This window comes from Pseudomonas sp. B14(2017) (assembly GCF_002113255.1).
Classification (GTDB): Bacteria; Pseudomonadota; Gammaproteobacteria; order Pseudomonadales; family Pseudomonadaceae; genus Aquipseudomonas; species Aquipseudomonas putida_Z.
The window spans coordinates 109,508-133,406 of the sequence record NZ_NEJY01000014.1; the positions used below are offsets into that span (position 1 = coordinate 109,508).

Genomic DNA, 23,899 nt, shown 5'->3' on the forward strand with positions numbered 1-23,899 from the left:
CGGTTCCTCAGCTGCCCCAGGAGTCACGCAGGGTGACAGTGCGGTTGAACACCGGGCGGCCCGGCTGGCTGTCTTTCAGGTCGGCGCAGAAGTAACCTTCGCGTTCGAACTGGAAGCGGTCCTCGGGCTGCGCCTGGGCCAGCGACGGCTCGGCACGGCAGCCGCTGAGCACTTGCAGCGAGCCTGGGTTGATGTTGTCCAGGAAGCTGCCGCCCTCCTCGGTCTTTTCCGGGTTCGGCGAGCGGAACAGGCGGTCGTACAGGCGCACTTCGCACTCGACGCTGCCCTCGGCCGGCACCCAGTGGATCACGCCCTTGACCTTGCGGCCTTCCGGGTTCTTGCCCAGGGTGTCCGGGTCGTACGAGCAGCGCAGCTCGACGATGTTGCCGTCGGCATCCTTGATCGCCTCGTCGGCGCGGATCACGTAGCTGCCGCGCAGGCGCACTTCACCGGCCGGTTCCAGGCGCTTGTAGCCCTTCGGCGGCTCTTCCATGAAGTCGTCGCGGTCGATGTACAGTTCACGGGAGAACGGCAGCACGCGCACGCCCATGTCCTCCTTCGGGTGGCGCGGCAGTTCGAGCTGCTCGACCTGGCCTTCCGGGTAGTTGGTGATGACGACCTTCAGCGGGCGCAGCACGCACATGGCGCGCGGTGCGGTACGGTCCAGGTCGTCACGGATGCTGAACTCGAGCATCGACATGTCGACCACGCCGTCGGAACGGTTGGTGCCGATCATTTCGCAGAAGTTGCGGATCGAGGCCGGGGTGTAGCCACGGCGACGGAAGCCGGACAGGGTCGACATGCGTGGGTCGTCCCAGGCTTCGACGTGCTTTTCGTCCACCAGCTGCTTGAGCTTGCGCTTGGAAGTGATGGTGTAGTTCAGGTTCAGGCGGCTGAACTCGTACTGGCGCGGGTGTGCCGGCACCGGCAGGTTGTCGAGGAACCAGTCGTACAGCGGACGATGCCCTTCGAACTCCAGGGTGCAGATCGAGTGGGTGATGCCCTCGATGGCGTCCGACTGGCCATGGGTGAAGTCGTAGTTCGGGTAGATGCACCACTTGTCACCGGTCTGGTGGTGGTGGGCATGGCGGATACGGTACAGGATCGGGTCGCGCAGGTTCATGTTCGGCGAGGCCATGTCGATCTTGGCCCGCAGCACGCGCTCGCCATCCTTGAACTCGCCGGCCTTCATGCGGGCGAACAGGTCGAGGTTCTCGTCAACGCTGCGCTCGCGGAACGGGCTGTTCTTGCCCGGCTCCTTGAGGTTGCCACGGTATTCCTTGGCCTGCTCGGGGGTAAGGTCGCAGACGTAGGCCTTGCCGCGCTTGATCAGCTCGACTGCCCAGTCGTGCAGTTGGTCGAAGTAGTCGGAGGCGTAGCGCACGTCGCCGGCCCATTCGAAGCCCAGCCACTTGACATCGCTCTGGATGGCGTCGATGTACTCCTGGTCTTCCTTGGCCGGGTTGGTATCGTCGAAACGCAGGTGGCAGACGCCCCCGAATTCCTTGGCCAGGCCGAAGTTGACGCAGATCGACTTGGCGTGACCGATGTGCAGGTAGCCATTGGGCTCCGGCGGGAAACGGGTGACGATGCTGCTGTGCTTGCCCGAGTCCAGGTCGGCCTGGATGATCGGCCGCAGGAAGTTCGCAGGGACAGCGGGGGCGCCTTTGGCAGCGGCGTTGGGCGCGTTGTCGGCAGTGGGCTTGCTCATAGGATCCTTGAATGCACGTGTCCGGCCTGGGTAGGCCGATTGAATCAAAGGGCCTATCATAGCCGAAGCAGTCAAGCTGCTGACAGTCGGGCCCGGACAAACTGGCGTGATTTATCACGGCTTTTTGCCGCAGCCTGGCAAAATGGCCAGTGCGCGCCATGTGTCGCGATCGCCTGATCCTGCGTCAGGTGATAACCCGCGCCCTGCGCACCCTAATTCCGATTGCCTTGAAAGAGCGAGTTTCAGCATGTCCAAAGTCAAACTGAGCACCAACCACGGCGAAATCGTACTGCAACTGGACGCCGAGAAAGCGCCGCTGACTACCGAAAACTTCGTTCAGTACGTCAAGGACGGCCACTACAATGGCACCGTGTTCCACCGTGTGATCAAGGGCTTCATGATCCAGGGCGGCGGCTTCGAGCCTGGCATGAGCCAGAAGAAGACCCGCGCCAGCATCCAGAACGAAGCCGACAACGGCCTGAAGAACAAGAAGTACAGCATCGCCATGGCCCGTACCATGGAGCCGCACTCCGCCTCGGCGCAGTTCTTCATCAACTCGTCCGACAACGACTTCCTCAACCATAGCGGCAAGAACGTGCAGGGCTGGGGCTACGCGGTATTCGGCGAAGTGATCGAAGGCCGTGAAATCGTCGACGCTATCGAAAAGGTCGCCACCGGCTCCAAGGCTGGCCACCAGGACGTTCCGAAGGACGACGTGGTCATCGAGAAAGCCGAGATCGTTGAGTGATCCTGCTGATCTCCGATCTCCACCTGCAAGAAGAACGCCCGGACATTACCCGGGCGTTTCTTGATCTGCTCGATGGCCGTGCCCGCCACGCCAAGGCGTTGTACATCCTTGGCGACTTCTTCGAAGCCTGGATCGGCGACGACGCCATGACGCCCTTCCAGCAGTCGGTCTGCCAGGCCATGCGGCGGCTGAGCGACAGCGGCACGGCCATCTACCTGATGCATGGCAACCGTGATTTCCTGATTGGCCAGGCCTTCTGCGACGCTGCGGGCTGCACGTTGCTGCACGACCCCAGCGTGATCGAGCTGGGTGGTGAGCAGGTGCTGCTGATGCATGGCGATACCCTGTGCACCCGCGACCTGGCCTACATGAAAATGCGCCGCTTGCTGCGCAACCCGCTGAGCCTGTGGGTGTTGCGGCACCTGCCGCTGTCGGCCCGCTACAAGCTGGCACGCAAGCTACGCAGCGAAAGCCGCACGCAGACACGGATGAAGTCCACCGAGATCGTCGATGTCACGCCAGAGGAAGTGCCGAAGGTGATGGCGGCGCATGGTGTACGTACCTTGGTGCATGGGCATACCCATCGGCCGGCGATACACAAGCTGGTAGTCGACGGGCAACCGGCACGGCGTATCGTGCTGGGCGACTGGGACCGCCGTGGCTGGGCCTTGCAGGTTGACGAGCAAGGGTTTCAGCTGGCGCCGTTCGAGTTTTCCTGAGCGACCGAGTCGCCTTCTTCGCGGGCACGCCCGCTCCCACAGGTACCGCACCGCTTGTAGCCCTGGTGCAGTACCTGTGGGAGCGGGCGAGCCCGCAAAGAGGCCGGCATGCCTTACTGCTGGACCACCGCCCCCTTGTCCCGCTCGCTGATCACCACTTCCCGATACTCCGGGTCAGCCTTGATCTGCGCCTCGGTAAACGGAATCACCGCCAGTTTTCCGGCCGCAAACGCCTTGGTCTGGTCACCGGCATGCACCGAAGCCGCTTCACTCGACTGGGAAAACGCCAACAGCCCACGGGCCTGCGGCCCCTTGTCGGTAAAGCTGACCAGTTGCAGGTAGCTGGTACCACTGACCACCAGCCGCTTGCCCTGCCCGTGCGGCACGCTGTAGATCGCGTTGTACACGCCCAACGCCTGCGGGCCACCCGGCACCGGTGTCCCATTGCTTGCCTGTTGCACCTGCCCCCAGCGCGCCTCCCCTGCCATGCCGCTGTCACGCACCTGCTTGAGCGACGCCAGCGCGGCCTGGTGCAGCAGATTGCGCACGCCCGCCTGCTCTACCGCCAGCCCGCGCGGGGTGTGCTGCGGGTCGGCCGGGTCGAAGGCCACCCGCCAGCTTTCCGGGTGCTCGGCCAGGGCATCGAACAGGTTCTGGAAATGCACCAGGCCAATGCCGCTGTCCAGGTCAGCCTTGCCATTCCAGGCCGCCAGGCTGCTGCATACCGCCCGCACATCCGCATCGGCGCCCTTGCACCACTGCAGCAGGTCAGGCAGTAGCAGGCTGGCCAGGTAGACCTCGTCATCGGTCACCATGCGCTGCAGGTCGTCAACGCCCAGGCGGGCCGTACCCTGCAGGCGTTGCAGGGCAAAGCGGCCACGCATGCCCAGCGGCTGGTCACTGCGGCTGACCAGCGGCGAATAACCGGTCAGCGGCTGCGCCGGGTTGGCCATCCAGGCCGGGTCGTTGGAGTTCTGCACGAAGTCCTCGCGCTCCAGGCTCGGCAGCAGCCGTGCAGGGAAGATCCCCGGCTGCGCGGCCTGCGCATCGACCTTCCACTGGCACGCGCTGCGTGAGCCATCCAGTACCACCAGGCGCCCTTGTGCCTGCGGGTTGCTGCACGCACTCAGCAGTTGCTGATCCACATATGGCACCACTGACTGGTTCAGGTACAAGGCCTTGCCTGCCGGGTCCACCGCCAGCGTGTTGACCCAGGGAATACCCTGCAGCTGTTCGATCGAGCCTTTCAACGTAGCCAGGCTGTCGGCACGGTTGATCTGGTACCACTGCTGCAACACCCGAGTGTTCTCGAGGTTGGCGTCGCGCAGGCTGTAGGCGGCATGCGCATCCCAGTCCAGGCGACCCGGCCATTGCACCACCGGGCCGAACTGCGAGCTGTAGACCTGGCGCTGTACCTGGCTCAGGCTGCCATCCTCGGCCTTGACCGCAACGCTGACGGTTTGCCGGGCCAGCGGCAGCGACTTGCCATCGAGCAGGTAACGGGTCGGGTCCTTGGGGTCGAGTTGCAGGCGGTACAGGGTGAAGTGCTTCGATGTGTCGACGGTGTGCGTCCAGGCCAGATGCTGGTTGAAACCGATGTTGACCACCGGCAGGCCCGGCAATGCCGCCCCCATCACATCGAGCTGGCCGGGAATGGTCAGCTGCATCTGGTAGAAGCGCATGCCCCCCATCCACGGGAAGTGCGGGTTGGCCAGCAACAGGCCGCGGCCATTGGCCGAACGTTGCGCCCCGACGGCCACCGCATTGCTACCGCGTTCCGTGGCAAAACGCTGCTGCCTGGCCAGCGCCGCGGCAAACCCGGCCGGCGCCTGCTGGCTGGCCAGCGTTGGCGGTTGCGCCCCCGCCAGCGCTTCGACGAACTGCCCGACACCGCCTTCGGCGAGTAGCCGGCGGGTCAGCTTGATCAGGTCCTCGCTGCTGATCGGCCGCAGCCACTCGCCGTTGCCACATTCGGCAGGCAACCCCTGGCTGCGGCGCTCGGCGAGCGCCCGGTTGTAGCCGCTGGCATAACCTGCCAGCAGCGCCTGTACTGGCGCTGGCTGCGCCTGCAAGAACGCCTCGACTGCCGCCGGCGTGTTGAGCCAGGCGAAGAACACATCGCTGGCCAGGTTGTCACGCTGCTCCAGGGTCTTGCCCTTGGCACCGAAGTAGCGTGAGCGCTCGCCACTCACGGTCAGCACTTCATTGGCCAGCAGGCACAGGTTGTCCTGGGCGTAGGCGTAGCCGATGCCATAGCCCAGGCCGCGCTCGTCCTTGGCCACGATGTGCGGCACCCCGTAACTGGTTCGTCGAATCTGCGCACTGGCATCGGCGGCGGCGGACTGCACCGGCACTGCGCCGACGTTGAAGGCTACCAGGGCGGCGACCAGGCCAGCGCAAGTCATGGGACGGGAAAGTGGAAACACGGGCACTCCTCGGGTTCGGGGGTCATCCCGATCAGACGAATGGCCAGATGAAAATTTTACGTATTACCAGGCAATGAAACGTCTTGAACAGAACCAGGCTTTTTTTTGCGCGTGGGCTGCAGTTTTTCCGTTCTCATTCGTCCTAGTAAGTGAGGCACCCAAATTTCGGGTTCGTCCACGAAAAGGAGCATTCACATGTACAACCCGCAACCCTCGATCCAGGCTGGGCGCGTCCCAGGCAAAGCGCCCAGGGAACAGGACGTTTTTGCTGACGAACGCATCGGCAACGAACAGATCCGCGAGCTGTTGCGCAGTTTTGGCCTGCGTACCAGCCTGATCCGCCTCAAGGTCATCGATGCCTTGCACGCCGCCGACCGCAATGGCCGCAGCATTGGCGTGCGCGGGGTGCACGCGCAACTGGAACAGCTGGATATCCCGCTGTCGTTCCTCAGCGTGCGCGAAGTGCTCAAGCGGCTGTGCAGCGAGGGCGTCATCCAGCTGGGCAGCGACAAATGCTACAGCCTCGACCCGCAGGCGCGCGCCGTGCTGGAGCGAACGCCTGTGCGCTGAGCGCATGGCCGGCCATACCTGGCCGGCCCGCCAGGATCAGGGCTTGACCTTGCGCCGCAGGATGCCGTTGATCACCACGACCACCACGGCGATGGCAATGGCCAGCATCTGGAAAGTCTGCTCACTGATCGTGCCCTGCTTCTGCAGGTGGGACAGGCCCAGCATCAGACCCAGTACCACCAGGATGATCAGAAGGGAATATTTGAGGCGCTGCACGTGTGTCATCGAAGGTTCCTTGCAACATCAGGGGCAAATGGCTCGCAACGAGCCGCGGCAATGATACAACGGCCACCGGCCCCGGCGCTGCATTTCCTGCTGGGTGGGGCGGCGCCTGCCTGAAAGCATGGGGCTCCCAAGCACCCATGCCGGAGGCACCATGTACAAACCCCTTCTGTTCGCGTCGCTATTGCTGACGCCCTTTTCCCTTCATGCGCTGGACACCCGCCAGACTTCGGCCGAGCAACTGCTCGAACTGGGCCGCGAACTGGCTGCCCAAGCTGGCGCCAGCCAATGGCAACAACTGTGGCAGCGCGTGCGCCAGGCCGGTTACCTGCAGGCAAAAGGTGCGTCGGTGCATTTCAGTGTCCCCCTGGCGCAACTGCCCGAACTGGCCCGGCAAACCCTGGCCCAGGCCGACCAGGTACAAGCGCAGCAGCAGACCCAGGCACTGTACCGCCGCAGCTTTGCCGACCAGGTCATCGGCCACCGTGACGGGCAGCCGCTGCATGCGCTGTGCCTGCTGGTCGATTGGCGCACGCTGCCACAAGGCATGCGCGACTCCCCCCAGGCCTACCTGCGCAGCGCCAGCCTGCTGAGCAGCTATCCGTGCGATTGAGGGGTACCACACCCAACGCGCTGCGCAGGGAGTGGCCTGATGGGAAATCACCCGCCACAGCCAAATGTTGAAGCCATGTCCTACAACGCCGGATATCGCTGCCTGCAAAACCTGTTCGCGGAAGCTACAAGCCCCAACCCATATGGCGCCTAGCGACATGCCTCGGTTGTCACAGAAAATTCAGCCACACCTTCGACATAACGCCGCTGGTGATCGGTTAGCACAGCCCATCCGTCCCGAAGGAGCGCCATATGCAACTGCCAGACTTGAGCCACATCGATATCAGCCAACTGCCCCACTCGCTGCAGGCCCTGATCGACTGCATCGGCATCGACAATGCCTACCAGCTGACCTGCGCCTACGGCGGCAGGCCCAAGTACATCCCCAAGCACCGCGAGCGCACCAAGCTTGCCGACGTGTTGCCGGCCGAAGCGCTCGACGCACTGATCAAGCGCTTTGCCGGTGTCGCTCTGGAAATCCCCAAGGCTGACCATTTCATGCGCCAGTTGCGCAACCTGCAGATCCAGAAGGAAAGCGCCAGCGGCCTGTCTCGCAGCCTGCTCGCTGACAAGTACGGCCTGAGCCTGCGCCAGATCGGCAACATCCGTCGCCAGGAACATTGCGCGCGCTGAAGCCCCGGCATCGTCACCACCACTGACAGCCACGTTTTGAAACCAACCAGAAGAGAACCCAGCAATGTCGATAGATAACAGCCTCATCGGTTCCGTAATCAATGCCTTGCCGATGGACCGCATGATCGCAGGCCCCCTGCAGGCCATGGTCCAGGCCCAGGTCACGGCCAGCAAATCCTACGCCGACTTCCTGATGCAGGTGTGCGTCCAGGACGGCAAGGCCGTGGCCATCCAGTTCGACTACGACGAAACCATCGTCGACGAACAAGGCGAGTACAAGGGCGTGGTCAGCAAGACCATGAAAGTGCCGCTGGTGGCAGCCATCACCCACCCGAACATTTCCATCGAAGAAGGCAATGTCGAGTTCGAGCTGGTCATCAACCAGATGTCGGAAGACGTTTCCAGCAAGGACATGAGCGCCGAGGCAAGCGGTTCGCTGGGCTGGGGGCCGTTCAGGCTCAACGTGAAAGGCAGCGTCAGCCACAAGTCCACGCAAACCCGCAAGACTGACACCCGCGCCCGCTACGCCTTCAACACGACCTTGAAGCGCCAGGACCCGCCTGAAGCGATGATGCGGGTGATCGACTTCCTGACCGACGCCGCGACAAAGCCGACCGTGGTCAAAACCGCCACACTGGAAAGCCAGGACTTGATTTCCCAGGCCGATACCTTGAAGAACCCTGCGGCCGACGGCGCTCCGGCTCTCGGCGCCGCCACCTCTTGAGGCGCACCTCCCCGCCCCGAACAGCCCCCCTGACCAGCAACAGGGGGGCACCACCTGGCCTGAGGAGTCGAAGCATTGGATAAATCCCCCGCCCCCATGACTTCCATCGACCTGCGCGAAATCACCCGTGGCCTGCAGGAAGCCGCCAGTGCTACCAACAGCCTGATCGCGCAGCAGTACATCAACCTGTTCGACCAGTTCTTCGAATGCGACACCGAAGCGTTGGGCGCGCCCATGAAAGCCAAGATGGTCGAAGTGGCCATGGACGGCCAGCACATCATGCGCGTACCGCTGTTCGCGCTGGTGTCGCCCAAGGGCCTGGCCCTCGAGCGCATGCAGGTCGACCTTTCGGTAAGGGTCAAAGGCACCGAAGCACAGCAGGCACTGCTGACCGCAGGCGAAAACAAGGCGGCCAGCTTCAAGGTCACCATCGGTGGCCAAAGCCGTCAGGGCGACAACCGTGACCCCGATGAAGTGCAGATCCGCATGCAGTTCCAGGCCAGCGAACCACCAGAAGCCCTCAACCGGCTGATCGAGGAGTACACCAGCCTGATCATCCCGGTACGCGCCCCCAGCCCGCCGCCCTCGCCCGACACCAATGAGTTCATCGAGGCGGCCATCGTCCGTTGACGGCCGCCCCGCGACGGCTCAGAAGTCGCGCTTGTAGAAGATGTCCAGTGAGCTGGCCAGCCCGCTGGCAGCCTCGAGGTAAACCTTCTTGCTCAGCTTGTAGCGCAATGCAATGGTGTTCGCAGGCTCGAACACCCCCACCCCATAGCGCAGGCTCAGCTTCTCGGTGAGGTTGCCGCTGGCGACCACGCTGGTGGTATTGCCCGAACCTTCGGTGTCCAGCTGGAAGTCGTCGATACCCAGGCTCGAGGCCAGGCTGCCGGTGATCCCGGCGCTACCCGCCAGGCCCAGGCCCAAGGCCGCTTCGGCAAGCATGTTGTTGTCTTCGCCGGACGCGCCCAGAGGCCGCCCCAGTACCAGGTACGACAGCGCCTGCTCCTGGCTCATGGCCGGCTCCGAGAACACTTTGCTGGTGGGCTGCTCGGCACTGCCGCTCAGGCGGATACCGGCAATCACGTCGTCGACCTTGCGGATCGCTTCAATGTCCAGGTACGGCTGGTCGATCGGGCCTGCGAACAGCAGCCGCGCACGGCGAATGGTCAGGCGCTGGCCGTAGGCACGGTAGCGGCCGTCGGCCAGGCTCAGCTCGCCACGGGTGTCGAGGTTGTCGCCGATGTGCACATGGCCGAGCAGGTTGGCCTTGAGGCCAAAGCCACTGAACGAAAGCTTGTCGCGGCCCACTTCGACATCGATGTCCATGGCCATCGCCATGGGTGGCTTGCCCTCTTCGGTCTGGTGGCCGACGATCACCGTGTCATCCGAGACCTTGACGGTGGACGGTGGCAGCTCGCGTACAGTGATCGTGCCCTTGGGCACCTGTACCTTGCCGGTCACCGCCAGCTTGTCGTCGATCAGGCGCACGGTCAGGTCCGGGGCGACCTCCAACGTCGCATAGGGCTCGACCGTGACGGGCAGTTGCTGGCCCTGCAGACGCAGGTCCATGCCCAGGGCCTGGCCCCAGGTGAGGTTGCCATTCAACTGGCCACGCCCCGCCTCGCCACTGCGCCAGCCGCCATTGAGCTGTACCTGCTCGCCGGCAATCAATGCCTGCAATGACAGGTCCTCGAGGCTGACCGGCAGTTCGGCGCCACTGACTTCGCCGCCGCTGAGCATCAGGTTGCCGTTGACCTGCGGCGCCAGCAAGGTGCCCGACAGCCGGCCACTGCCATTGAGCTGCCCGGCCAGGCGCTCGACCATAGGCACGAACGGGCGCGCCACCGACAGGTCGAGACCGGCAAGGCGGAAATCACCCGACAGCGGTTTGTTCTTGCCCAGTGGATCGAGGCGGGTGTTGACGTTCAGCTCGCCCAGGCGCTCGCCGCGGAACGCCAGGCGGGTATCGATGCGCCGTGGCGCCAGCGTGCTGTCCAGGCGCAGGGCCTGGTACGGGAAGTCGACCCAGCGGTCCTTGTCGCGCACGCGCAGGGTACCGCCACTGGCGTCGACGACGATGTTGCCCTTGGGGCCAGTGGCCGGGATGTCCAGATTGATGTCGGCATTGAGCAGGCCCTGCCAGGCGAAGTCCTTCGGCAGCCACTGGGCCAGGCTGTCCAGCGGGAACTGCTTGAGGTGGTAGCGCAAGCGTGGCTCGGGGGCCAGGCGCTGGTCGTCACCACACAAGCTGGCCTGGCCGGAACGCCAGCAGTGCGCAGCAAAGTCCAGCTGGCCGCTGGCCAGCCGCTGCAGGCGCGCCGGTGCCTGCAACTGCCAGTCCTGGCCGCCGGCCTGGATCCGCCCACTGGCCAGGCGCCCACGCCAGTCTCCCTTGTTCAACTGGCCGTCCAGGCCGAGGTCGAGCTTGAGCTGCGGGCCGTCCAGCGCCAGGGTCAACGCTTGCTGGCGAATGTCGCCTTTGCCGTTGGCCTGCAAGGTGCCCAATGCCGTGTCACCCAGGTGAATGCCGCTGGCCTTGAGTTCGATCACGCCGCGCTGGGCGTTGTCCAGGCGGGCATCCAGGTCCAGCTGCTGCAAGCGGTTTTCCGCCTGGGCCAGCCGCTGGCCCTGCAGGGTCAGCGTACCTTGCGGGGCCTGCAAGGTGCCAGCGACGTCCAGCCGACCCTTGACCTGGCCCTGCAACCTTGGCCACAACTGGCCCAGGCGCGGCAGGTCGAGGTCGACCCGCCCGGCCAGGCGCTGCTGCAGGCTGCCACTGCCATTGATGCGGTTATCCCCCAGCTGGATTGCCAGGGCGCCCAAGGTCCAGCTCTGCCCTGCCCCCTGGGCCTCGACCTTGAGCATTGCCGGCTGGCCGCGCAGGCGGCCTTTCAGGTCAAGCTGGGCATCGAGGCTCAGGGCGTCGCCTTTCATCTGGCCTTTGCTGCGCAGCGGCCCCGCCAGGGTACCCGGCAGCTCGGCCAGCCAATAGGCCGGGTCGAGCGCCGACAACTGCAGGTCGACATCCCATGCCAGGGTGTCGGCAAAGCGTACGGCGACACTGCCGGCAGCCTTGCCTTGCCCGGCGCTCAGCGCCAACTGCGGCAGCTTCACCTGGCTCAGGTCACCTTCGAACGGGCTGGCCAGGCTGAACGCGCCGGCCGGGCCATCCAGGTCGCCATTGAAGGTGCCCTGGTAGTTGCCATCGCGATAATGCACCTGGGCCATGAACCGCTTGAGGGTAACCTCGGGCGGCGTCTCCAGTGGATACAGGCGCAGCCACGGGAAGTCCTGCCAGTCCAGTCGGGCGTCGGCGACCAGGCCTTGCTGCCAGTCAGCCGTGGCTTGCAACTTGACCCGCTGGGTATCGCTGGCTTTCAGGTCCAGGGCATCGAGCCTGGCGCCTTTGCTGTCGACCAGCCCGGACAACAGCAAGGCGATCGGCGACTGCTCGGCCGGCAGGCTGGCCGACCCCGACAGTTGATAGCCCTTGAGCAGGTCGCCCCGGGCGTCGAGCTTGAGCTGGTTGAACTGCACGGTGTCGGGCAACGAAGCGGCCGGCTTGAATGCCTCGGAGCGGATCTGCAAGGTCGCCGGCAGGTGCTCGGCCAACGCCTGCAATTGCCCGTTCAGCGTGGCGTCAAGGTAACCACTGCTGGTGCCGGCGAGTTTCAGGGTTTTCTGCAGCTCGCCGGTGGCGGTCAGCGCCAGCTGCCAAGGTTTGCCGTCCACCGCTGGCAGTTGCAGCTGCGCCTGGAGTTGCACCGGCCAGTCAGCTTCGGGCTGCAGGTCGCCCTGCAGGTTCAATTGCAGGTCATCGCGCTGCAGGTGCAGGCTGTCGATGCGCAGCCCGGTATTGGTCCAGTGCGCCGCCAGTTGCAAGTCGCCAAGCAGGTCGCTGCCATCCAGGCGCAACCGGCCAACCTTGACCTCTCCCAGTTCGATCGCCAGCGGCAAGCGCAGGGAAGGCAACTGCAGCGGGCCGCTGTCGGCCGATTCGGCGCTGGGCGCAAAGGCCATGTCGATGCGCTGCGCCTGCAACTGGTCAATGCACAAGGTAGAGCGCAGCAGGCATGCCGGCGACCAGGCCAGCAGCGGTGCCTGCACCTCTACCGTGCTGCCGGCATCGGCCCAGCTCAGCCGGCTGGCTTGCCAGCTACCGGCCAGGCGGCCCTGGAAGTCAGCCACCTCAAGCCCGGGCACCTTGCCCAGCACCCAGCGGCTGCCGGCCTCGGTCCCGAGCAGCAGGCCGAGTACCAGGCCCAGGCTTGCGGTTACCCCGAGCAGGCCCGCCAGAATGTACTTGATCACGCGTTTCACAGCTCAGGCCCCATGGAAAAGTGCAGGCGAATTCCCCCTTCATCATCCAGCGCCTTGGCCAGGTCCAGGCGCAGCGGCCCGACCGGCGACACCCAGCGCACGCCAAAACCGACACCGGTCTTGAGGCTTGGCAGCTCCAGGTCGTTGAACGAGTTGCCCTGGTCGACGAAGGTTGCCAGCCGCCACTTTTCGATCAGCGAATACTGGTACTCGACACTGCCGGCGACCAGGTAGCGCCCGCCAATGCGGTCGCCGTCGCTGTTCTTCGGCGACAGGGTCTGGTAGTCATAGCCACGCACGCTCTGGTCGCCACCAGCGAAGAAGCGCAGCGACGGCGGAATGTTGTTCTTGAAGCCATTGGTCGCGCTGCCACCGAACTGCACCCGGCCGAGCAAGCGGTGGTCATGGCCAAGCGTGGTCAGGCCCTTGAGCAGCACGTTGCCATGCAGCAGGTTGGTGTCCGAGACCAGCCCTTCCTTGGCCACCTGTACATCGAACTGCAGGCGGTAGCCGTTATGCGGGTCGATGCGGTTGTCACTGCGCAGGAAGGAATAGCTCACCCCCGGCATCAGCAGATTGCTCAGCCCGGAGTCATCACCCAGGCGGTACTCCTCGCGCTGGTACTTGAGAGAAATCACCCGCTGCCAGCCGCTGGGCAGCTTGCTGTGCCACTCGGGGCCCACCGTCAGCAGTTTGCTGAGGGTGTCGGTGCCGGCAATTTCTTCGTTCTGGTAGCCGCCGGCAAAGCGCAACTTGTCGGTCAGCGGCGGGTCGAGCGGGATGTCGTACCAAAGGCCGACGTTCTGCCGGGGCGCCGACAGTTCGGTTTCCCAACCGTAGCTATGGCCCTGCGGGTTGACCCAGTGGCGGGTCCAGTTGGCCTTGCCGCGTGCCCCGACGTCGGTCGAGAAGCCCAGGCCCAGGCCCATGGTGCGGGGCTTGCGGGTTTCCAGGCGGACATCCACGGGGATTTCTTCGCCCACGGCGGCGGTGGGCGCCGCATCCACGCGCACGCCTTCGAAGTAGCCGCTCGATTGCAGGTCATTGTTCAGCTCGGCGATCAGTTCCGAGTCGTAAGGTGTTCCCGGCTTGAACGAGACCATGCGCTGCAGCAGGTCGTCGTCCAGCGGTGTGTCGCCACCGAAGGTGACGGCGCCCAGGTGATAGCGCGGGCCGCTCTGGTAGACCAGTTCGATATCGGCCACACCCGCCTGAGGGTCGACCGCCAGGCGCTGGCGGCTGAAGCGCCCACTGAAGAAGCCATAGCGCGACGCCTGGTTCTGGATCAGCCGTTTGGCATCCTCGTAATGGCCGTGGTTGAGTTGTTCACCGGCGCGCAGGGCCTTGCTGTCGGGCACGCGAAAGGCCTTCATCTCGCTGGCGGGGCCTTCGATGCGTACGGTCACGTTGCGCAGGCGAATCGGCTCGCCGGGGTCGATGGTGATGATCAGCTGCGGGGAACGGTCAGCCTCGCTGGCGGGCTTGACCTCTGTGTCGATCTGCGCCTGGTAGTAGCCAAGTGCCTGCGCGGCTTTGCGCGCCTGCTCCTGGGCGCCGCGACTGAAGCGCAGCAGCGCTTCTTCATCGCGGTCGCCAAGGGAACCGATATAGCCTTCGACATTGGCCTTGAGCGCCTTGTTGGCCGGTTTGACCTTCACCAGCAACTCGCTCTGGCCCCATGCTGCGAAACTGGCGACCCAGATAACCAGGCCCCAGGTCAATCTTCCTGAATACGTCATGCGGCGCATGCTACCAGAGCCGGGCGCTCAAGGGAGCCGCCGCGCCGTCTGCTCAGGCAAAAGCAGAATTGGAAGAGACCGGGTTGGGATGGAAGAACACCCTCTCACGGATTGGTCCTACAGCCACCTCGCCAATTTCCTCATAGCCCTGGCGCTGGTAAAAGGCCAGGTAGTGCTCGTTGCCGGTGTCCAGCACCACACCCTGGGTACCAGGGTCGTCTGCGCACCAGTCATGCACAGCTTGTAACAATTGCTCGCCGTAGTGCTTGCCCTGAAATTGCGGGTGCACGCCCAGCAGCGGCAGCACATGCACCTCGTCGGTGGGCAGGCAGGTGGCCAGGGCGGCCTGGTAGTCCATGTAACGGCGCGTACAGCGCAGGCCGGTGCCCATCATCATGCGCAGGCGCCAGGCCCAGCTGTCGGCCACGCCCAGCCGGCGCAGCGGCGGCACGATCAGGGCAAGGGCGATCAGGCGGTCCTCCACCAGCAGGCCGATGGCGGGCAGTTGCAGGTAGAAGTGCTGGCGTACCCATTCGCGCACCATCACCCGCAGGCGCCGCTCATAGCCTGGGCGCTGGGCCTCGAAGATATAGGCGAAGGTAGGTTCGTGACGGTAGGCGTTGTACAGCAACGAACGCGCCTCGCGGCTGTAGCCGTCATCGAGCAGGCAGACACGGGCCGGAGTGGCAGTGGTTTCGGGCATTGCGGGCAGTCCTCCTGGAATGGGCTTACAGTGCCCTGGGAAGGACGTTAGCAGCAGGCTCCCGAAGCCGCCATGCTGGTGATGGCAAGCGATGTCGGCTAGCATCGCGCCTTTTACCGGGATTATCTTTCCATGAAGATCGTCTGTTTCAATATCAACGGCCTGCGGGCCCGCCCGCACCAGCTGGCGGCGCTGATCGAAAAGCACCAGCCGGACGTGATCGGCCTGCAGGAAACCAAGGTCAGCGACGATCAGTTCCCGCTGGCCGACGTGCAGGCGCTGGGCTACCACGTGCATTACCACGGCCAGAAAGGCCACTATGGCGTGGCCCTGCTGTCGCGTCAGGCACCGCTGAGCCTGCACAAAGGCTTTGCCAGCGATGAAGAAGACGCCCAGCGCCGCTTCATCTGGGGCACCTTCGCCGATGCCGATGGCAACCCGATCACCATCATGAACGGCTACTTCCCCCAGGGTGAAAGCCGCGACCACCCCACCAAGTTCCCGGCCAAGCAGCGCTTCTACAGCGACCTGCAGGCGCTGCTGGAAGGCCAGTTCCGCAACGACCAGCCACTGCTGGTGATGGGCGACATGAATATCTCGCCGCAGGACTGCGACATCGGCATCGGCCCGGACAACGCCAAGCGCTGGCTCAAGACCGGCAAGTGCAGCTTCCTGCCGGAAGAGCGCGAGTGGATGGAACGTCTGAAAGGCTGGGGCCTGGTGGACAGTTTCCGCCACCTGTACCCGGAAGTTTCCGACCGCTTCAGCTGGTTCGACTACCGCAGCCGTGGCTTCGAGGACGAACCCAAGCGCGGCCTGCGCATCGACCTGATCATGGCCTCGCAGCACCTGGTGCCGCGGATCAAGGCGGCGGGTGTGGACTATGAACTGCGCGGGATGGAAAAGCCGTCGGACCATGCGCCGATCTGGCTGGAATTGAGCTGATCGCGGGTTGCATATAGCACCGCCCACAGCCAACGCCATCCCTGTGGGAGCGCCCTTGTGTCGCGAAAGGGCTGCGAAGCAGCCCCAGCGATCTGGCGGTGATGCTGAAATCCTGGGGCCGCTCTGCGGCCCTTTCGCGACACAAGGCCGCTCCCACAATGTGCTCACCAGCCGCGAATTTCCTGTTACAAACCCAACCGCAACGCCTCCCCCACCCCCGCCCCGCGCACATCGTCTGCCGCGCTGACCAGAGCAAAGTTGTAGGCCCCATGCGACCAATACCGCGCCTCCAGCTGGCCATCCACCCGCTGCCCGTCCGGCATGCGCCGGTACTGATCGCCCGGTGAACGCAGGAACAGGCTGATGCGCTGGCCCTTGCCATCCTCGAACACCAGCAACGCCGCCGGTCCCTGCTCATTGCTCAGCAGGCGCGCGCCCACCGGTTTGAAGCCGTAGCCCGCCAGGTCCGGCAACTGGCCCACGCGGCTGAAGTGGCGCCCCAGCCAGTCGCGCAACTGGCCCGGGTCGCTGGCCTGGATATCCAGCGCCTGGCTACCGGCAAACAAGCGGTGTGCCTGGACGGCATCGGCCATCGGCAGGTCGGCACGCGCCAAGGTCGCGTCGCGCACCTGCCACCCACCCAGGCCACCCACGCCCAACGCCAGCAGCAACACCGCCGCCGTGGCCCAGCGGCGCTGGCGGCGTTGGCGCAATTGCCGGCGCAACTGCCCCAGGTCCAGCTGCGCCGCCCCGGGCACTTCGCCAAACCCGGCCAGTGCCGTACGCAGGCGGCGGGCGTCGGCACGCCAACCCTCGATCTTGGCCGCGGCCTGCGGGTTGGCCGCCAGCCAGGCCTGCACTTCGGCCCGGCGCACAGGCTCCAGGCGCTCGTCGACGTAAGCGTGCAGTTCGTCTTCGCTGGGGATCAGGCGCGTCATTTCAGTCTCCGCAAGGCCGGGGGCTGGGGGCTGCCCTCGGTCAGTTCGCGCAAGGCATTGCGGGCGCGCGACAGGCGCGACATCACAGTGCCGATAGGGATGCCCAGGGCCTGGGCGGCCTCCTTGTAGCTCAAACCCTCGATGCTGACCAGCAGCAACAGCGCACGCTGTTCTGCCGTGAGCCGGGCGAAAGCCTGCAGGTCGGCCTGGGCCAGGACAATGGCCTCGAGGTTGCCGCCAACCGGCTCGTCGTCGCGCTCACCACGGCCGAACCAGGACAGCCAGCGCGCATGCAGGCGTTCGCGGCGCTTGCCGTCGAGGAACAGCCGATAAAGGATGGTGAACAGCCAGGCCCGCAAGGCATCGGCGTCGCGTTGCTGGTCGCGCCGGCTCAAGGCCCGCTCGACCGTGGCCTGCACCAGGTCGTCGGCGCTGCCCGGCTCGCGGGTCAGCCATACGGCAAAGCGGCGCAGGCCGGCCAGCAGCTCGCGCCACTGGTGGTCGTCCAGATCATGCATGGCAAAGTCCCGGCCTCTGGGGCTGTCAGTGTAAGAGGCAGACGCCTGTGAGGAAATTCTATTCCCGGCGAGGGAATAAGTTTTTCCCTGCGCCGTCGTACCGGCACCTTCACCGAACCGGACAATGACCATGAACTCACCCCTGCACGGCCCGGCCAAGGCCCTGCGCCTGGCCGCCATCGGCGCCGTGATGCTGGGCGCGGGCGCCGCCTTTGCCTATGCCGCCGGCTGGCTTGGCGAAACCCGCCTGACCCCGCAGCGCATCATCGACACCTTCGAAGCCCAGGCCGGGCATTACCCGGGTTACCGCAAGAACCACGCCAAGGGCCTGTGCGTCAGCGGCTACTTCCAGCCCAGCGGGCAGGCCGCCAGCCTGTCCACGGCACGGGCGTTCAGCCAGCCGCGGGTGCCAGTGATCGGCCGCTTCGCCATCGGCGGCGCCAACCCGTTCGCGCCGGATACCGGCATACCGGTGCGCAGCCTGGCCATCGAGCTGAGCACCGACGACGGGCAGGTCTGGCGTACCGGCATGAACAACCCGCCGGTGCTGGCGGTAAGCACGCCACAAGCCTTCTATGAACAGGTGCTGGCGGGGGCGCCAGACCCGGCCACCGGCAAGCCGGACCCGGGCAGACTGCAGGCGTTCTTCGCCGCACACCCGGAAAGCGCGGCGTTTCGCCAATGGGCGGCGGGTTACAAGCCCAGCAACAGCTTCGCCAGCACGCAATACCACAGCATAAACGCCTTCCGCCTGATCGACGCGAGCGGCGCGGCCCACCCCGTGCGTTGGCAACTGGAACCGCAAACAGCGTTTGCCGCCCTGCCTGCCCAGGTCGATGACAAACAGTTCCTGCAGCACGACCTGCAGCAAAGGCTGGCCCAAGGGCCGCTGCGCTGGACCCTGCGCCTGGTGCTGGCGGAACCTGGCGATGCGGTGGACGACCCTGCCAGCCCCTGGCCTGCCGAACGACGCAGCGTGGACGCCGGCACGCTGGTACTGGAGCAGGTCGACGGCCCCGAGCAAGGAGCCTGCCGCGACCTCAACTTCGACCCGCTGATCCTGCCACGGGGCATCCAGGCCTCTGCCGACCCGATCCTCGCTGCCCGTTCGGCCGCCTACTCGGAATCCTTCAATCGCCGCAGCCGCGAATCGCTCGGCACCGGAGCCCACCCATGAAAACCGACGCCTTCCACCCCCTCGCCCGCCTGTTGCACTGGCTGATGGCCGTGCTGATCCTGGCCATGTTGTTCATCGGTGTGAGCATGGTCGCCGACCTGTCGCCGCGCCACCCCGTGCTGATCGGGTTGCACAAGGCAACCGGCCTGGCCCTGCTGGTGCTGGTGCTGCTGCGCATCGCCGTTCGCCTGGCCCTGCCCCACCCAGCCCTGCCGCACGACCTGCCCACACTGCAACGCTGGGCAGCCGGGGCCTCGCACCTGCTGCTCTATGGCCTGATGCTGGCCATGCCGCTGCTGGGCTGGGCCATGCTGTCGGCCGGTGGCTACCCCCGCCCGCTGGGCTTGCCGGCGATTGCCCCGCATGACCTGCAGTTGTACGCCGTGCTGCGTCAGGCCCATGGCTGGGCCGGCTACCTGCTGTTCGCCACGGTGCTGGTGCATGTGGGGGCGGCCTTGATGCACGCGTGGGTGCGCCGCGATGGCGTGTTGCGTAGCATGTGGCCTGGCCCACTGCGCCGCAGCGAATGACGCTCGGCAGCCCAGGGGGTCGACAATCGATAATAATTCCCAACAAGATCGGCTATCTATTTGCCGTACCGCCCTGGACTGCCCTATGAATGTCGCAAAGGATCCTGCCACACTCGCACCCGCCAGTACCCTGGACTTGCGCCCCCTGCTGCTGGCCAACATGGCCTGTACCATGTCGATGATGGCCTTCGTCGCCCTGATCGGCCCGATCGCCCGCCAGCTCGGCATGGCCACCTGGCAAGCCGGTGCCGCCGTGACCGTGGCGGGCGTGGTCTGGGTGCTGCTGGCCCGGCCCTGGGGGCGCGCCGCAGACCGCCTGGGCCGTCGGCGCATCCTGCTGCTGGGCAGCGCCGGTTTCACCCTGGCCTACTGGCTGCTGTGCCTGTTCGTCGAAGGTGCGCTGCGCTGGCTGCCGGGGGCGACCCTGGCCTTCATCGGCCTGATGGTCGCGCGCGGCTGTATTGGCGCCTTCTACGCTGCCATCCCGGTGGGCTGCAATGCGCTGATCGCCGACCATGTCGAACCGCAACGCCGGGCCCGGGCCATGGCCTCGCTGGGGGCGGCCAACGCAGTAGGCCTGGTGGTGGGGCCGGCGCTGGCAGCGCTGCTGGCGCGGCATAGCCTGAGCCTGCCGTTCCATATCATGTCGCTGCTGCCGGCCAGTGCCTTTCTGGTCCTGCTGTTCACCCTCAAGCCGCAGGCGCTGCCGCACAGCCATGCCCCCAGCCCGGTGCGGCTGAACGACACGCGTCTGCGCCGGCCTTTGCTGGTGGCGTTCAGCGCCATGCTCAGCGTCACGGTATCGCAGATCATCGTCGGCTTCTTTGCCCTCGACCGCCTGCACCTGGGCCCTGCCGAGGCGGCCCAGGCCGCCGGCATCGCCCTGACCACGGTGGGTGTGGCGCTGATCCTGGCGCAGGTGCTGCTGCGCCAGCTGGAATGGCCGCCGTTGAAGATGATCCGGGTCGGCGCCACGGTTTCGGCCCTGGGCTTTGCCTGCGGCTCGCTGGCCACCACGGCGCCCTGGCTGTGGGCTTGCTACTTTGTCGCGGCGGCGGGCATGGGCTTTGTCTTCCCGGCGTTTTCGGCGCTGGCGGCCAATGCCATGCATGCTTCCGAGCAAGGCGCCACGGCCGGCTCCATCGGTGCTGCCCAGGGCATGGGCGCAGTGATCGGGCCGCTGGCCGGCACCTTGGTTTATGCCGTCGATCCGCGCTTGCCATTCCTGGCGGTGGCGGCGCTGTTGCTGCTGGTCGGGTCATGGCCGATGCCCCGCGATCAGCGGGCCTGACAAGCACAGCGCGCAAGCGCGCAGAGTGTGTTTTAATGCGCATCGCTCATTATTATTGACACCTCTGATTACAAGGCGGCTATGGACACGGGGACGCGACTCAAACTGGTGCGTGAACGCAACAACCTCTCCCAACGGGAACTGGCCCGCCGCAGCGGGCTGACCAATTCGACGATCTCGCAGATCGAGCAGAATCGTGTCAGCCCTTCGGTCAGCTCCCTGAAAAAACTGCTCGAAGGCATTCCGATGAGCCTGGCGGAGTTCTTCAGTTTCGACGAGCCGGTGCGCGAAGAGCGCTACGTGTTCCGTGGCGGCGAGCAGCCAGACCTGGGCCGCAACGGCCTGCGCATGCTGCTGGTCGGCGCCAGTGTCGAAGGCCGGCAGATGCGCATGCTGCGTGAACTGTATGCACCGGGCGCCGATTCGGGCGAACCGATCGTGCATGCCGAGGGTGAAGAGTGTGGCCTGGTCACCCGCGGCACCGTCGAGTTGTGGGTCGATGGCCAGGTGAGCGTGCTCAACTCGGGCGACGGGTACTACATCCCTACTACCCTGCCGCACAGCTTCAAGAACATCGGCCCGGACGAGGCCGAGATTATCAGCGCCAATACCCCGGCGAACTTCTGATTGCTTCATGCGTGCGGGATGGCACCGGCTTCGCCGGTGTTCGCGGCTGAAGCCGCTCCCACAGGGAAGGCGCCAACCCTGTGGGAGGGGCGCCTTCAGGTAAGGCTGTCGACACCCTTACGCAGGACCTCTTCGACAAAGTCCAGGCGGTCCTGCCCGAAGAACATCTCGTCACCGACAAAACAGGTCGGCGCGCCGAACACCCCGCGCTCCACTGCCTCTTCTGTCGCGTGCCTGAGCGCGGCCTTCACCTCGTCATCACCCGCCAACGCGCGAAATGCCTGCGGGTCGAAGCCGCCTTGGCTCAGCGTGTCGTCGAGGACAGCGTTATCGCCCAGGTTGCGGCTCTGCGCAAACAGCCCATTGAACAGCACCGCCAGCAACGCCTCGAACCGCTCCGGCGAACGCAGTTGGGTGCCCACTGCCCCGCGCATCAGGGTCAAGGTATTGACCGGGAACCCCGGCGGCAACTCGAACGGTACCCCATAGCGCGCGGCGAAGCGCGCCAGGTCGGTGAACATGTAACGGCCCTTGGCCGGGATCATCACCGGCGAGGCGTTGCCGGTGGCCTGGAAAACCCCGCCCAGCAGCATCGGCCGGTAACGCAGCGTGGCACCCTGGCGGGCACACAGGCCAGGCAGTTGGGTCCAGGCCAGATAGCTGGCCGGGCTGCCCAGGTCAAAAAAGAAATCGACAGTCTTATGCATGGTTGCGGTCCTTGCTCGGAGAAAGGGGCTTACCAACGCTCCATCCAGGGGCGCAGGTCCAGCTCGAAGGTCCAGGCGTCGCGGGGCTGGGCGTGCAGGAACCAGTAGCTGTCGGCGATGTGGGCCGGGTCTAGGATGCCATCCTGGTCCTTGAGGGCGTAGCGCTCGGGGAATGTGTCACGGATGAAGGCGGTGTCGATGGCTCCGTCAACCACCACGTGGGCGACATGGATGTTCCGCGGCCCCAGCTCGCGCGCCATGCTCTGGGCCAGGGCGCGCAAGGCGTGCTTGGCCCCGGCGAATGCCGCAAAGCCCGCCGCGCCACGGGTGCCGGCAGTGGCGCCGGTGAACAGGATGGTGCCGCGCTCGCGCTGGACCATGCGCCGGGCCACCGCCTGGGCGGTGAGGAAACCGGCAAAACAGGCCATCTCCCAGATCTTGAAGTATTTGCGCGGGGTTTCCTCGAGAATGCTACAGGGCACATTGGCACCGATATTGAACACAAACGCTTCGATCGGGCCGATATCACGCTCGATGGTTTCGACCAGCGCCGCCACCTCCTCCTCCTTGCGCGCATCGGAGCCAAAACCGTGGGCCTGGCCGCCGGCAGCGCGAATTTCGTCCAGCAGCGGCTGCAACTTGTCAGCCTGGCGCCGGGTAACACAGGCAATGTAGCCCTCGCGGGCAAAGCGCTTGGCGATCTCGCCGCCGGTAGCATCCCCGGCGCCAATCACGAGCACCACTTTTTGTTGTTCTGTCATGCCTGCCTCCATTGGTGAATGATCGTTTAGTAAACGAACGCTATGTTATGATCGCCGCCACCGTCAAGCCCGCCTGCAGAGGCAATTGAATGCGCTACACCAACGAACACAAGCAGCAAACCCGCGAGCGGCTGCTGGCCAGCAGCGGCGCGCTGGCCAAACGCGGGGGCTTTTCCAGCACCGGCGTGGCCGGGCTGATGAAGGCGATCGGCCTGACCGGCGGCGCCTTCTACAACCACTTCCCGTCCAAGGACGACCTGTTCACCGAGGTAGTGCGACAGGAACTGTGCAACAGCCCGCTGGCGCGCCTGGCCAACCAGGGCGCCAGCCGCGAACGCCTGGGCCGTTGCCTGCAGCAGTACCTGAGCCTGGCCCACCTGCACAATGCCGAAGGTGGCTGCCCGCTGCCGCCATTGGGGGTGGAGATTGCCCGGGCCGAAGCACCCGTGCGCGCCGTGGCCGAGCATTGGCTGGTGGAGCTGCACCAGGCCTGGAGCGAAACCCTGGAGGACGACGAATTGGCCTGGGTGCTGATCAGCCAGTGCGTCGGTGCCTTGCTGGTCGGGCGCATGCTGGCCACTGAAAGCGTGCAGTCGCAGGTACTGGACGCCAGCCGCCACTTTGTCGAGAAGGCCCTGCATGAAGCGGATTAGTCTACTGCTGGGGCTACTGCTGAGCCTGCCTGCACTGGCCGAACAGGCCTGCCCGCCAGGGCAGTACCAGGTGTGCCTGATGGGGTGTTTCTGTGCGCCCATCGACCCCGGCCAGGCCGGGCAGATTTTCAAGGATGTGGAAGTGCTGGCTTCGTCCAGCCTGACCTACGCCCTGCAGCAGGCCCGCGACGAAGCCACCGCCAGCGGCGTCGAGCCGATCCCGTTGCATATCCGTGCGCAACTCGAACCCTGGTACGACTTTGCCGTGCTCGACGCGGCGCGCTTCCGGGTGGGTGACGAACAGCAGATGAGCGCGGCCAATGCGCTGCTGCAGAACCCCGACGTGAACGCCGTGACGCTGATCGACACGATCATTTTCCGCCGCCCCGCCGATGCCGAGGACAACGTGGCGTTGTGGGCACACGAGCTCAAGCATGTGCAGCAGTATCAGCAGCTGGGTGTGGAAGAGTTCGCCCGGCGCTACACGCGCAACTACGACGACCTGGAAGCGCCGGCCTACAAGATCGAGGGCGAGGTAAGCAAGGCGCTGCGCGAGCGTGGTTCAGGGCAGGTCCGGTAAGTCTGGGGCTGCCTTGCAGCCCATCGCCGGCAAGCCAGCTCC

24 protein-coding genes are annotated in these 23,899 nt (G+C 65.4%); 14 read left to right on the forward strand and 10 right to left on the reverse strand.

Going from position 1 to position 23,899, the window contains the following annotated elements:
- Positions 1–7 precede the first annotated feature (7 nt).
- Positions 8–1,711, reverse strand: coding sequence for a glutamine--tRNA ligase/YqeY domain fusion protein (locus tag CAG34_RS16135; RefSeq protein WP_085591213.1), 1,704 nt, complete (start codon positions 1,709–1,711; stop codon positions 8–10).
- Between the two features lie 247 nt (positions 1,712–1,958).
- Here CAG34_RS16135 and CAG34_RS16140 point away from each other — a divergent pair, with 247 nt between their 5' ends.
- Together CAG34_RS16140 and CAG34_RS16145 are read left to right on the forward strand one after the other, a co-directional pair.
- Entirely contained in the window at positions 1,959–2,459 is a 501-nt protein-coding gene (locus CAG34_RS16140) for a peptidylprolyl isomerase (protein ID WP_085591216.1), read from the forward strand.
- A complete protein-coding gene (locus CAG34_RS16145; protein WP_025338941.1) occupies positions 2,456–3,178 on the forward strand; it encodes a UDP-2,3-diacylglucosamine diphosphatase in 723 nt (240 codons plus the stop codon). The genes CAG34_RS16140 and CAG34_RS16145 overlap by 4 nt, the downstream gene beginning before the upstream one ends.
- A 113-nt stretch (positions 3,179–3,291) precedes the next feature.
- Here CAG34_RS16145 and CAG34_RS16150 read toward each other — a convergent pair whose 3' ends face one another.
- Positions 3,292–5,604 carry an acylase gene (locus CAG34_RS16150; protein WP_085591218.1) on the reverse strand — a complete coding sequence of 771 codons (2,313 nt, stop codon included), beginning with the start codon at positions 5,602–5,604 and terminating at the stop codon, positions 3,292–3,294.
- A gap of 195 nt (positions 5,605–5,799) precedes the next feature.
- Between CAG34_RS16150 and CAG34_RS16155 the strand changes: the two genes are divergently transcribed.
- Positions 5,800–6,174, forward strand: a complete 375-nt coding sequence (locus CAG34_RS16155) for a fe2+ zn2+ uptake regulation protein (protein WP_025338939.1) — start codon at positions 5,800–5,802, stop codon at positions 6,172–6,174.
- A 36-nt stretch (positions 6,175–6,210) separates the two neighbouring features.
- Here the strand turns inward: CAG34_RS16155 and CAG34_RS16160 are convergent, their stop codons facing one another.
- Entirely contained in the window at positions 6,211–6,399 is a 189-nt protein-coding gene (locus tag CAG34_RS16160) for a hypothetical protein (RefSeq protein WP_003248064.1), read from the reverse strand.
- Positions 6,400–6,550: 151 nt separating this feature from the next.
- Here CAG34_RS16160 and CAG34_RS16165 point away from each other — a divergent pair, with 151 nt between their 5' ends.
- The 4 genes from CAG34_RS16165 to CAG34_RS16180 all read left to right on the forward strand — a co-directional run bounded on the left by CAG34_RS16165 (position 6,551) and on the right by CAG34_RS16180 (position 8,995).
- Positions 6,551–7,009 carry a hypothetical protein gene (locus CAG34_RS16165; RefSeq protein ID WP_085591220.1) on the forward strand — a complete coding sequence of 153 codons (459 nt, stop codon included), beginning with the start codon at positions 6,551–6,553 and terminating at the stop codon, positions 7,007–7,009.
- Positions 7,010–7,260: 251 nt separating this feature from the next.
- Positions 7,261–7,641 (forward strand): Mor transcription activator family protein, encoded by a 381-nt coding sequence (locus CAG34_RS16170; RefSeq protein ID WP_046616589.1) that lies wholly within the window; start codon positions 7,261–7,263, stop codon positions 7,639–7,641.
- A gap of 64 nt (positions 7,642–7,705) precedes the next feature.
- On the forward strand, positions 7,706–8,365 hold the full coding sequence (locus tag CAG34_RS16175; RefSeq protein WP_085591222.1) for a DUF2589 domain-containing protein: 660 nt from the start codon (positions 7,706–7,708) through the stop codon (positions 8,363–8,365).
- 75 nt (positions 8,366–8,440) lie between these two features.
- Positions 8,441–8,995 carry a DUF2589 domain-containing protein gene (locus tag CAG34_RS16180; protein ID WP_025338935.1) on the forward strand — a complete coding sequence of 185 codons (555 nt, stop codon included), beginning with the start codon at positions 8,441–8,443 and terminating at the stop codon, positions 8,993–8,995.
- A gap of 18 nt (positions 8,996–9,013) precedes the next feature.
- Here the strand turns inward: CAG34_RS16180 and CAG34_RS16185 are convergent, their stop codons facing one another.
- Genes CAG34_RS16185 through CAG34_RS16195 form a run of 3 tightly spaced genes read right to left on the reverse strand, consistent with a single transcriptional unit; the run spans position 9,014 to position 15,130 of the window.
- Positions 9,014–12,688 (reverse strand): translocation/assembly module TamB domain-containing protein, encoded by a 3,675-nt coding sequence (locus tag CAG34_RS16185; protein WP_085591224.1) that lies wholly within the window; start codon positions 12,686–12,688, stop codon positions 9,014–9,016.
- Complete coding sequence (locus CAG34_RS16190) at positions 12,685–14,427, reverse strand: autotransporter assembly complex family protein (RefSeq protein ID WP_085591291.1); 1,743 nt, start codon at positions 14,425–14,427, stop codon at positions 12,685–12,687. Before CAG34_RS16190 ends, CAG34_RS16185 begins: the two co-directional genes overlap by 4 nt.
- Before the next feature lie 52 nt (positions 14,428–14,479).
- The gene (locus CAG34_RS16195; RefSeq protein ID WP_075045090.1) at positions 14,480–15,130 is read right to left on the reverse strand and encodes an N-acetyltransferase; all 651 of its coding nucleotides are present in this window, start codon (positions 15,128–15,130) and stop codon (positions 14,480–14,482) included.
- A gap of 132 nt (positions 15,131–15,262) precedes the next feature.
- On the opposite strand from CAG34_RS16195, the gene xthA reads away from it, so the two are divergent.
- Positions 15,263–16,075, forward strand: coding sequence for an exodeoxyribonuclease III (xthA, locus tag CAG34_RS16200; protein ID WP_025338931.1), 813 nt, complete (start codon positions 15,263–15,265; stop codon positions 16,073–16,075).
- A gap of 185 nt (positions 16,076–16,260) precedes the next feature.
- Here the strand turns inward: xthA and CAG34_RS16205 are convergent, their stop codons facing one another.
- Together CAG34_RS16205 and CAG34_RS16210 are read right to left on the reverse strand one after the other, a co-directional pair.
- Positions 16,261–17,013 carry an anti-sigma factor gene (locus tag CAG34_RS16205; RefSeq protein ID WP_085591226.1) on the reverse strand — a complete coding sequence of 251 codons (753 nt, stop codon included), beginning with the start codon at positions 17,011–17,013 and terminating at the stop codon, positions 16,261–16,263.
- A complete protein-coding gene (locus CAG34_RS16210; RefSeq protein WP_085591228.1) occupies positions 17,010–17,531 on the reverse strand; it encodes a sigma-70 family RNA polymerase sigma factor in 522 nt (173 codons plus the stop codon). Before CAG34_RS16210 ends, CAG34_RS16205 begins: the two co-directional genes overlap by 4 nt.
- A gap of 124 nt (positions 17,532–17,655) precedes the next feature.
- Here CAG34_RS16210 and CAG34_RS16215 point away from each other — a divergent pair, with 124 nt between their 5' ends.
- The 4 genes from CAG34_RS16215 (at position 17,656) to CAG34_RS16230 (ending at position 21,156) form a co-directional block, all read left to right on the forward strand.
- Positions 17,656–18,708 carry a catalase family peroxidase gene (locus tag CAG34_RS16215; RefSeq protein WP_075045377.1) on the forward strand — a complete coding sequence of 351 codons (1,053 nt, stop codon included), beginning with the start codon at positions 17,656–17,658 and terminating at the stop codon, positions 18,706–18,708.
- On the forward strand, positions 18,705–19,238 hold the full coding sequence (locus CAG34_RS16220; protein WP_085591230.1) for a cytochrome b: 534 nt from the start codon (positions 18,705–18,707) through the stop codon (positions 19,236–19,238). The genes CAG34_RS16215 and CAG34_RS16220 overlap by 4 nt, the downstream gene beginning before the upstream one ends.
- Positions 19,239–19,323: 85 nt before the next feature.
- Positions 19,324–20,529, forward strand: a complete 1,206-nt coding sequence (locus tag CAG34_RS16225; protein ID WP_085591232.1) for an MFS transporter — start codon at positions 19,324–19,326, stop codon at positions 20,527–20,529.
- Between the two features lie 81 nt (positions 20,530–20,610).
- The gene (locus tag CAG34_RS16230) at positions 20,611–21,156 is read left to right on the forward strand and encodes a cupin domain-containing protein (RefSeq protein ID WP_003248033.1); all 546 of its coding nucleotides are present in this window, start codon (positions 20,611–20,613) and stop codon (positions 21,154–21,156) included.
- A gap of 95 nt (positions 21,157–21,251) precedes the next feature.
- Here the strand turns inward: CAG34_RS16230 and CAG34_RS16235 are convergent, their stop codons facing one another.
- Together CAG34_RS16235 and CAG34_RS16240 are read right to left on the reverse strand one after the other, a co-directional pair.
- Positions 21,252–21,863 carry a 2-hydroxychromene-2-carboxylate isomerase gene (locus tag CAG34_RS16235; protein ID WP_085591234.1) on the reverse strand — a complete coding sequence of 204 codons (612 nt, stop codon included), beginning with the start codon at positions 21,861–21,863 and terminating at the stop codon, positions 21,252–21,254.
- Positions 21,864–21,892: 29 nt separating this feature from the next.
- Positions 21,893–22,624, reverse strand: a complete 732-nt coding sequence (locus tag CAG34_RS16240; protein ID WP_013972478.1) for an SDR family oxidoreductase — start codon at positions 22,622–22,624, stop codon at positions 21,893–21,895.
- A gap of 89 nt (positions 22,625–22,713) precedes the next feature.
- On the opposite strand from CAG34_RS16240, the gene CAG34_RS16245 reads away from it, so the two are divergent.
- Both CAG34_RS16245 and CAG34_RS16250 read left to right on the forward strand, forming a co-directional pair.
- A complete protein-coding gene (locus tag CAG34_RS16245) occupies positions 22,714–23,277 on the forward strand; it encodes a TetR/AcrR family transcriptional regulator (RefSeq protein WP_085591236.1) in 564 nt (187 codons plus the stop codon).
- A complete protein-coding gene (locus CAG34_RS16250) occupies positions 23,264–23,857 on the forward strand; it encodes a DUF4157 domain-containing protein (RefSeq protein WP_085591238.1) in 594 nt (197 codons plus the stop codon). Before CAG34_RS16245 ends, CAG34_RS16250 begins: the two co-directional genes overlap by 14 nt.
- Positions 23,858–23,899: the final 42 nt, after the last annotated feature.

Coding starts and splice junctions, on each gene's coding strand:
- CAG34_RS16250 (WP_085591238.1), top strand. CDS start 23,264: ATGAAGCGGATTAGTCTACTGCTGGGGCTACTGCTGAGCCTGCCTGCA.
- CAG34_RS16210 (WP_085591228.1), bottom strand. CDS start 17,531: ATGCATGATCTGGACGACCACCAGTGGCGCGAGCTGCTGGCCGGCCTG.
- CAG34_RS16190 (WP_085591291.1), bottom strand. CDS start 14,427: ATGACGTATTCAGGAAGATTGACCTGGGGCCTGGTTATCTGGGTCGCC.
- CAG34_RS16215 (WP_075045377.1), top strand. CDS start 17,656: ATGACCATGAACTCACCCCTGCACGGCCCGGCCAAGGCCCTGCGCCTG.
- CAG34_RS16195 (WP_075045090.1), bottom strand. CDS start 15,130: ATGCCCGAAACCACTGCCACTCCGGCCCGTGTCTGCCTGCTCGATGAC.
- CAG34_RS16170 (WP_046616589.1), top strand. CDS start 7,261: ATGCAACTGCCAGACTTGAGCCACATCGATATCAGCCAACTGCCCCAC.
- CAG34_RS16155 (WP_025338939.1), top strand. CDS start 5,800: ATGTACAACCCGCAACCCTCGATCCAGGCTGGGCGCGTCCCAGGCAAA.
- xthA (WP_025338931.1), top strand. CDS start 15,263: ATGAAGATCGTCTGTTTCAATATCAACGGCCTGCGGGCCCGCCCGCAC.
- CAG34_RS16140 (WP_085591216.1), top strand. CDS start 1,959: ATGTCCAAAGTCAAACTGAGCACCAACCACGGCGAAATCGTACTGCAA.
- CAG34_RS16245 (WP_085591236.1), top strand. CDS start 22,714: ATGCGCTACACCAACGAACACAAGCAGCAAACCCGCGAGCGGCTGCTG.
- CAG34_RS16165 (WP_085591220.1), top strand. CDS start 6,551: ATGTACAAACCCCTTCTGTTCGCGTCGCTATTGCTGACGCCCTTTTCC.
- CAG34_RS16135 (WP_085591213.1), bottom strand. CDS start 1,711: ATGAGCAAGCCCACTGCCGACAACGCGCCCAACGCCGCTGCCAAAGGC.
- CAG34_RS16205 (WP_085591226.1), bottom strand. CDS start 17,013: ATGACGCGCCTGATCCCCAGCGAAGACGAACTGCACGCTTACGTCGAC.
- CAG34_RS16160 (WP_003248064.1), bottom strand. CDS start 6,399: ATGACACACGTGCAGCGCCTCAAATATTCCCTTCTGATCATCCTGGTG.
- CAG34_RS16235 (WP_085591234.1), bottom strand. CDS start 21,863: ATGCATAAGACTGTCGATTTCTTTTTTGACCTGGGCAGCCCGGCCAGC.
- CAG34_RS16230 (WP_003248033.1), top strand. CDS start 20,611: ATGGACACGGGGACGCGACTCAAACTGGTGCGTGAACGCAACAACCTC.
- CAG34_RS16220 (WP_085591230.1), top strand. CDS start 18,705: ATGAAAACCGACGCCTTCCACCCCCTCGCCCGCCTGTTGCACTGGCTG.
- CAG34_RS16240 (WP_013972478.1), bottom strand. CDS start 22,624: ATGACAGAACAACAAAAAGTGGTGCTCGTGATTGGCGCCGGGGATGCT.
- CAG34_RS16225 (WP_085591232.1), top strand. CDS start 19,324: ATGAATGTCGCAAAGGATCCTGCCACACTCGCACCCGCCAGTACCCTG.
- CAG34_RS16175 (WP_085591222.1), top strand. CDS start 7,706: ATGTCGATAGATAACAGCCTCATCGGTTCCGTAATCAATGCCTTGCCG.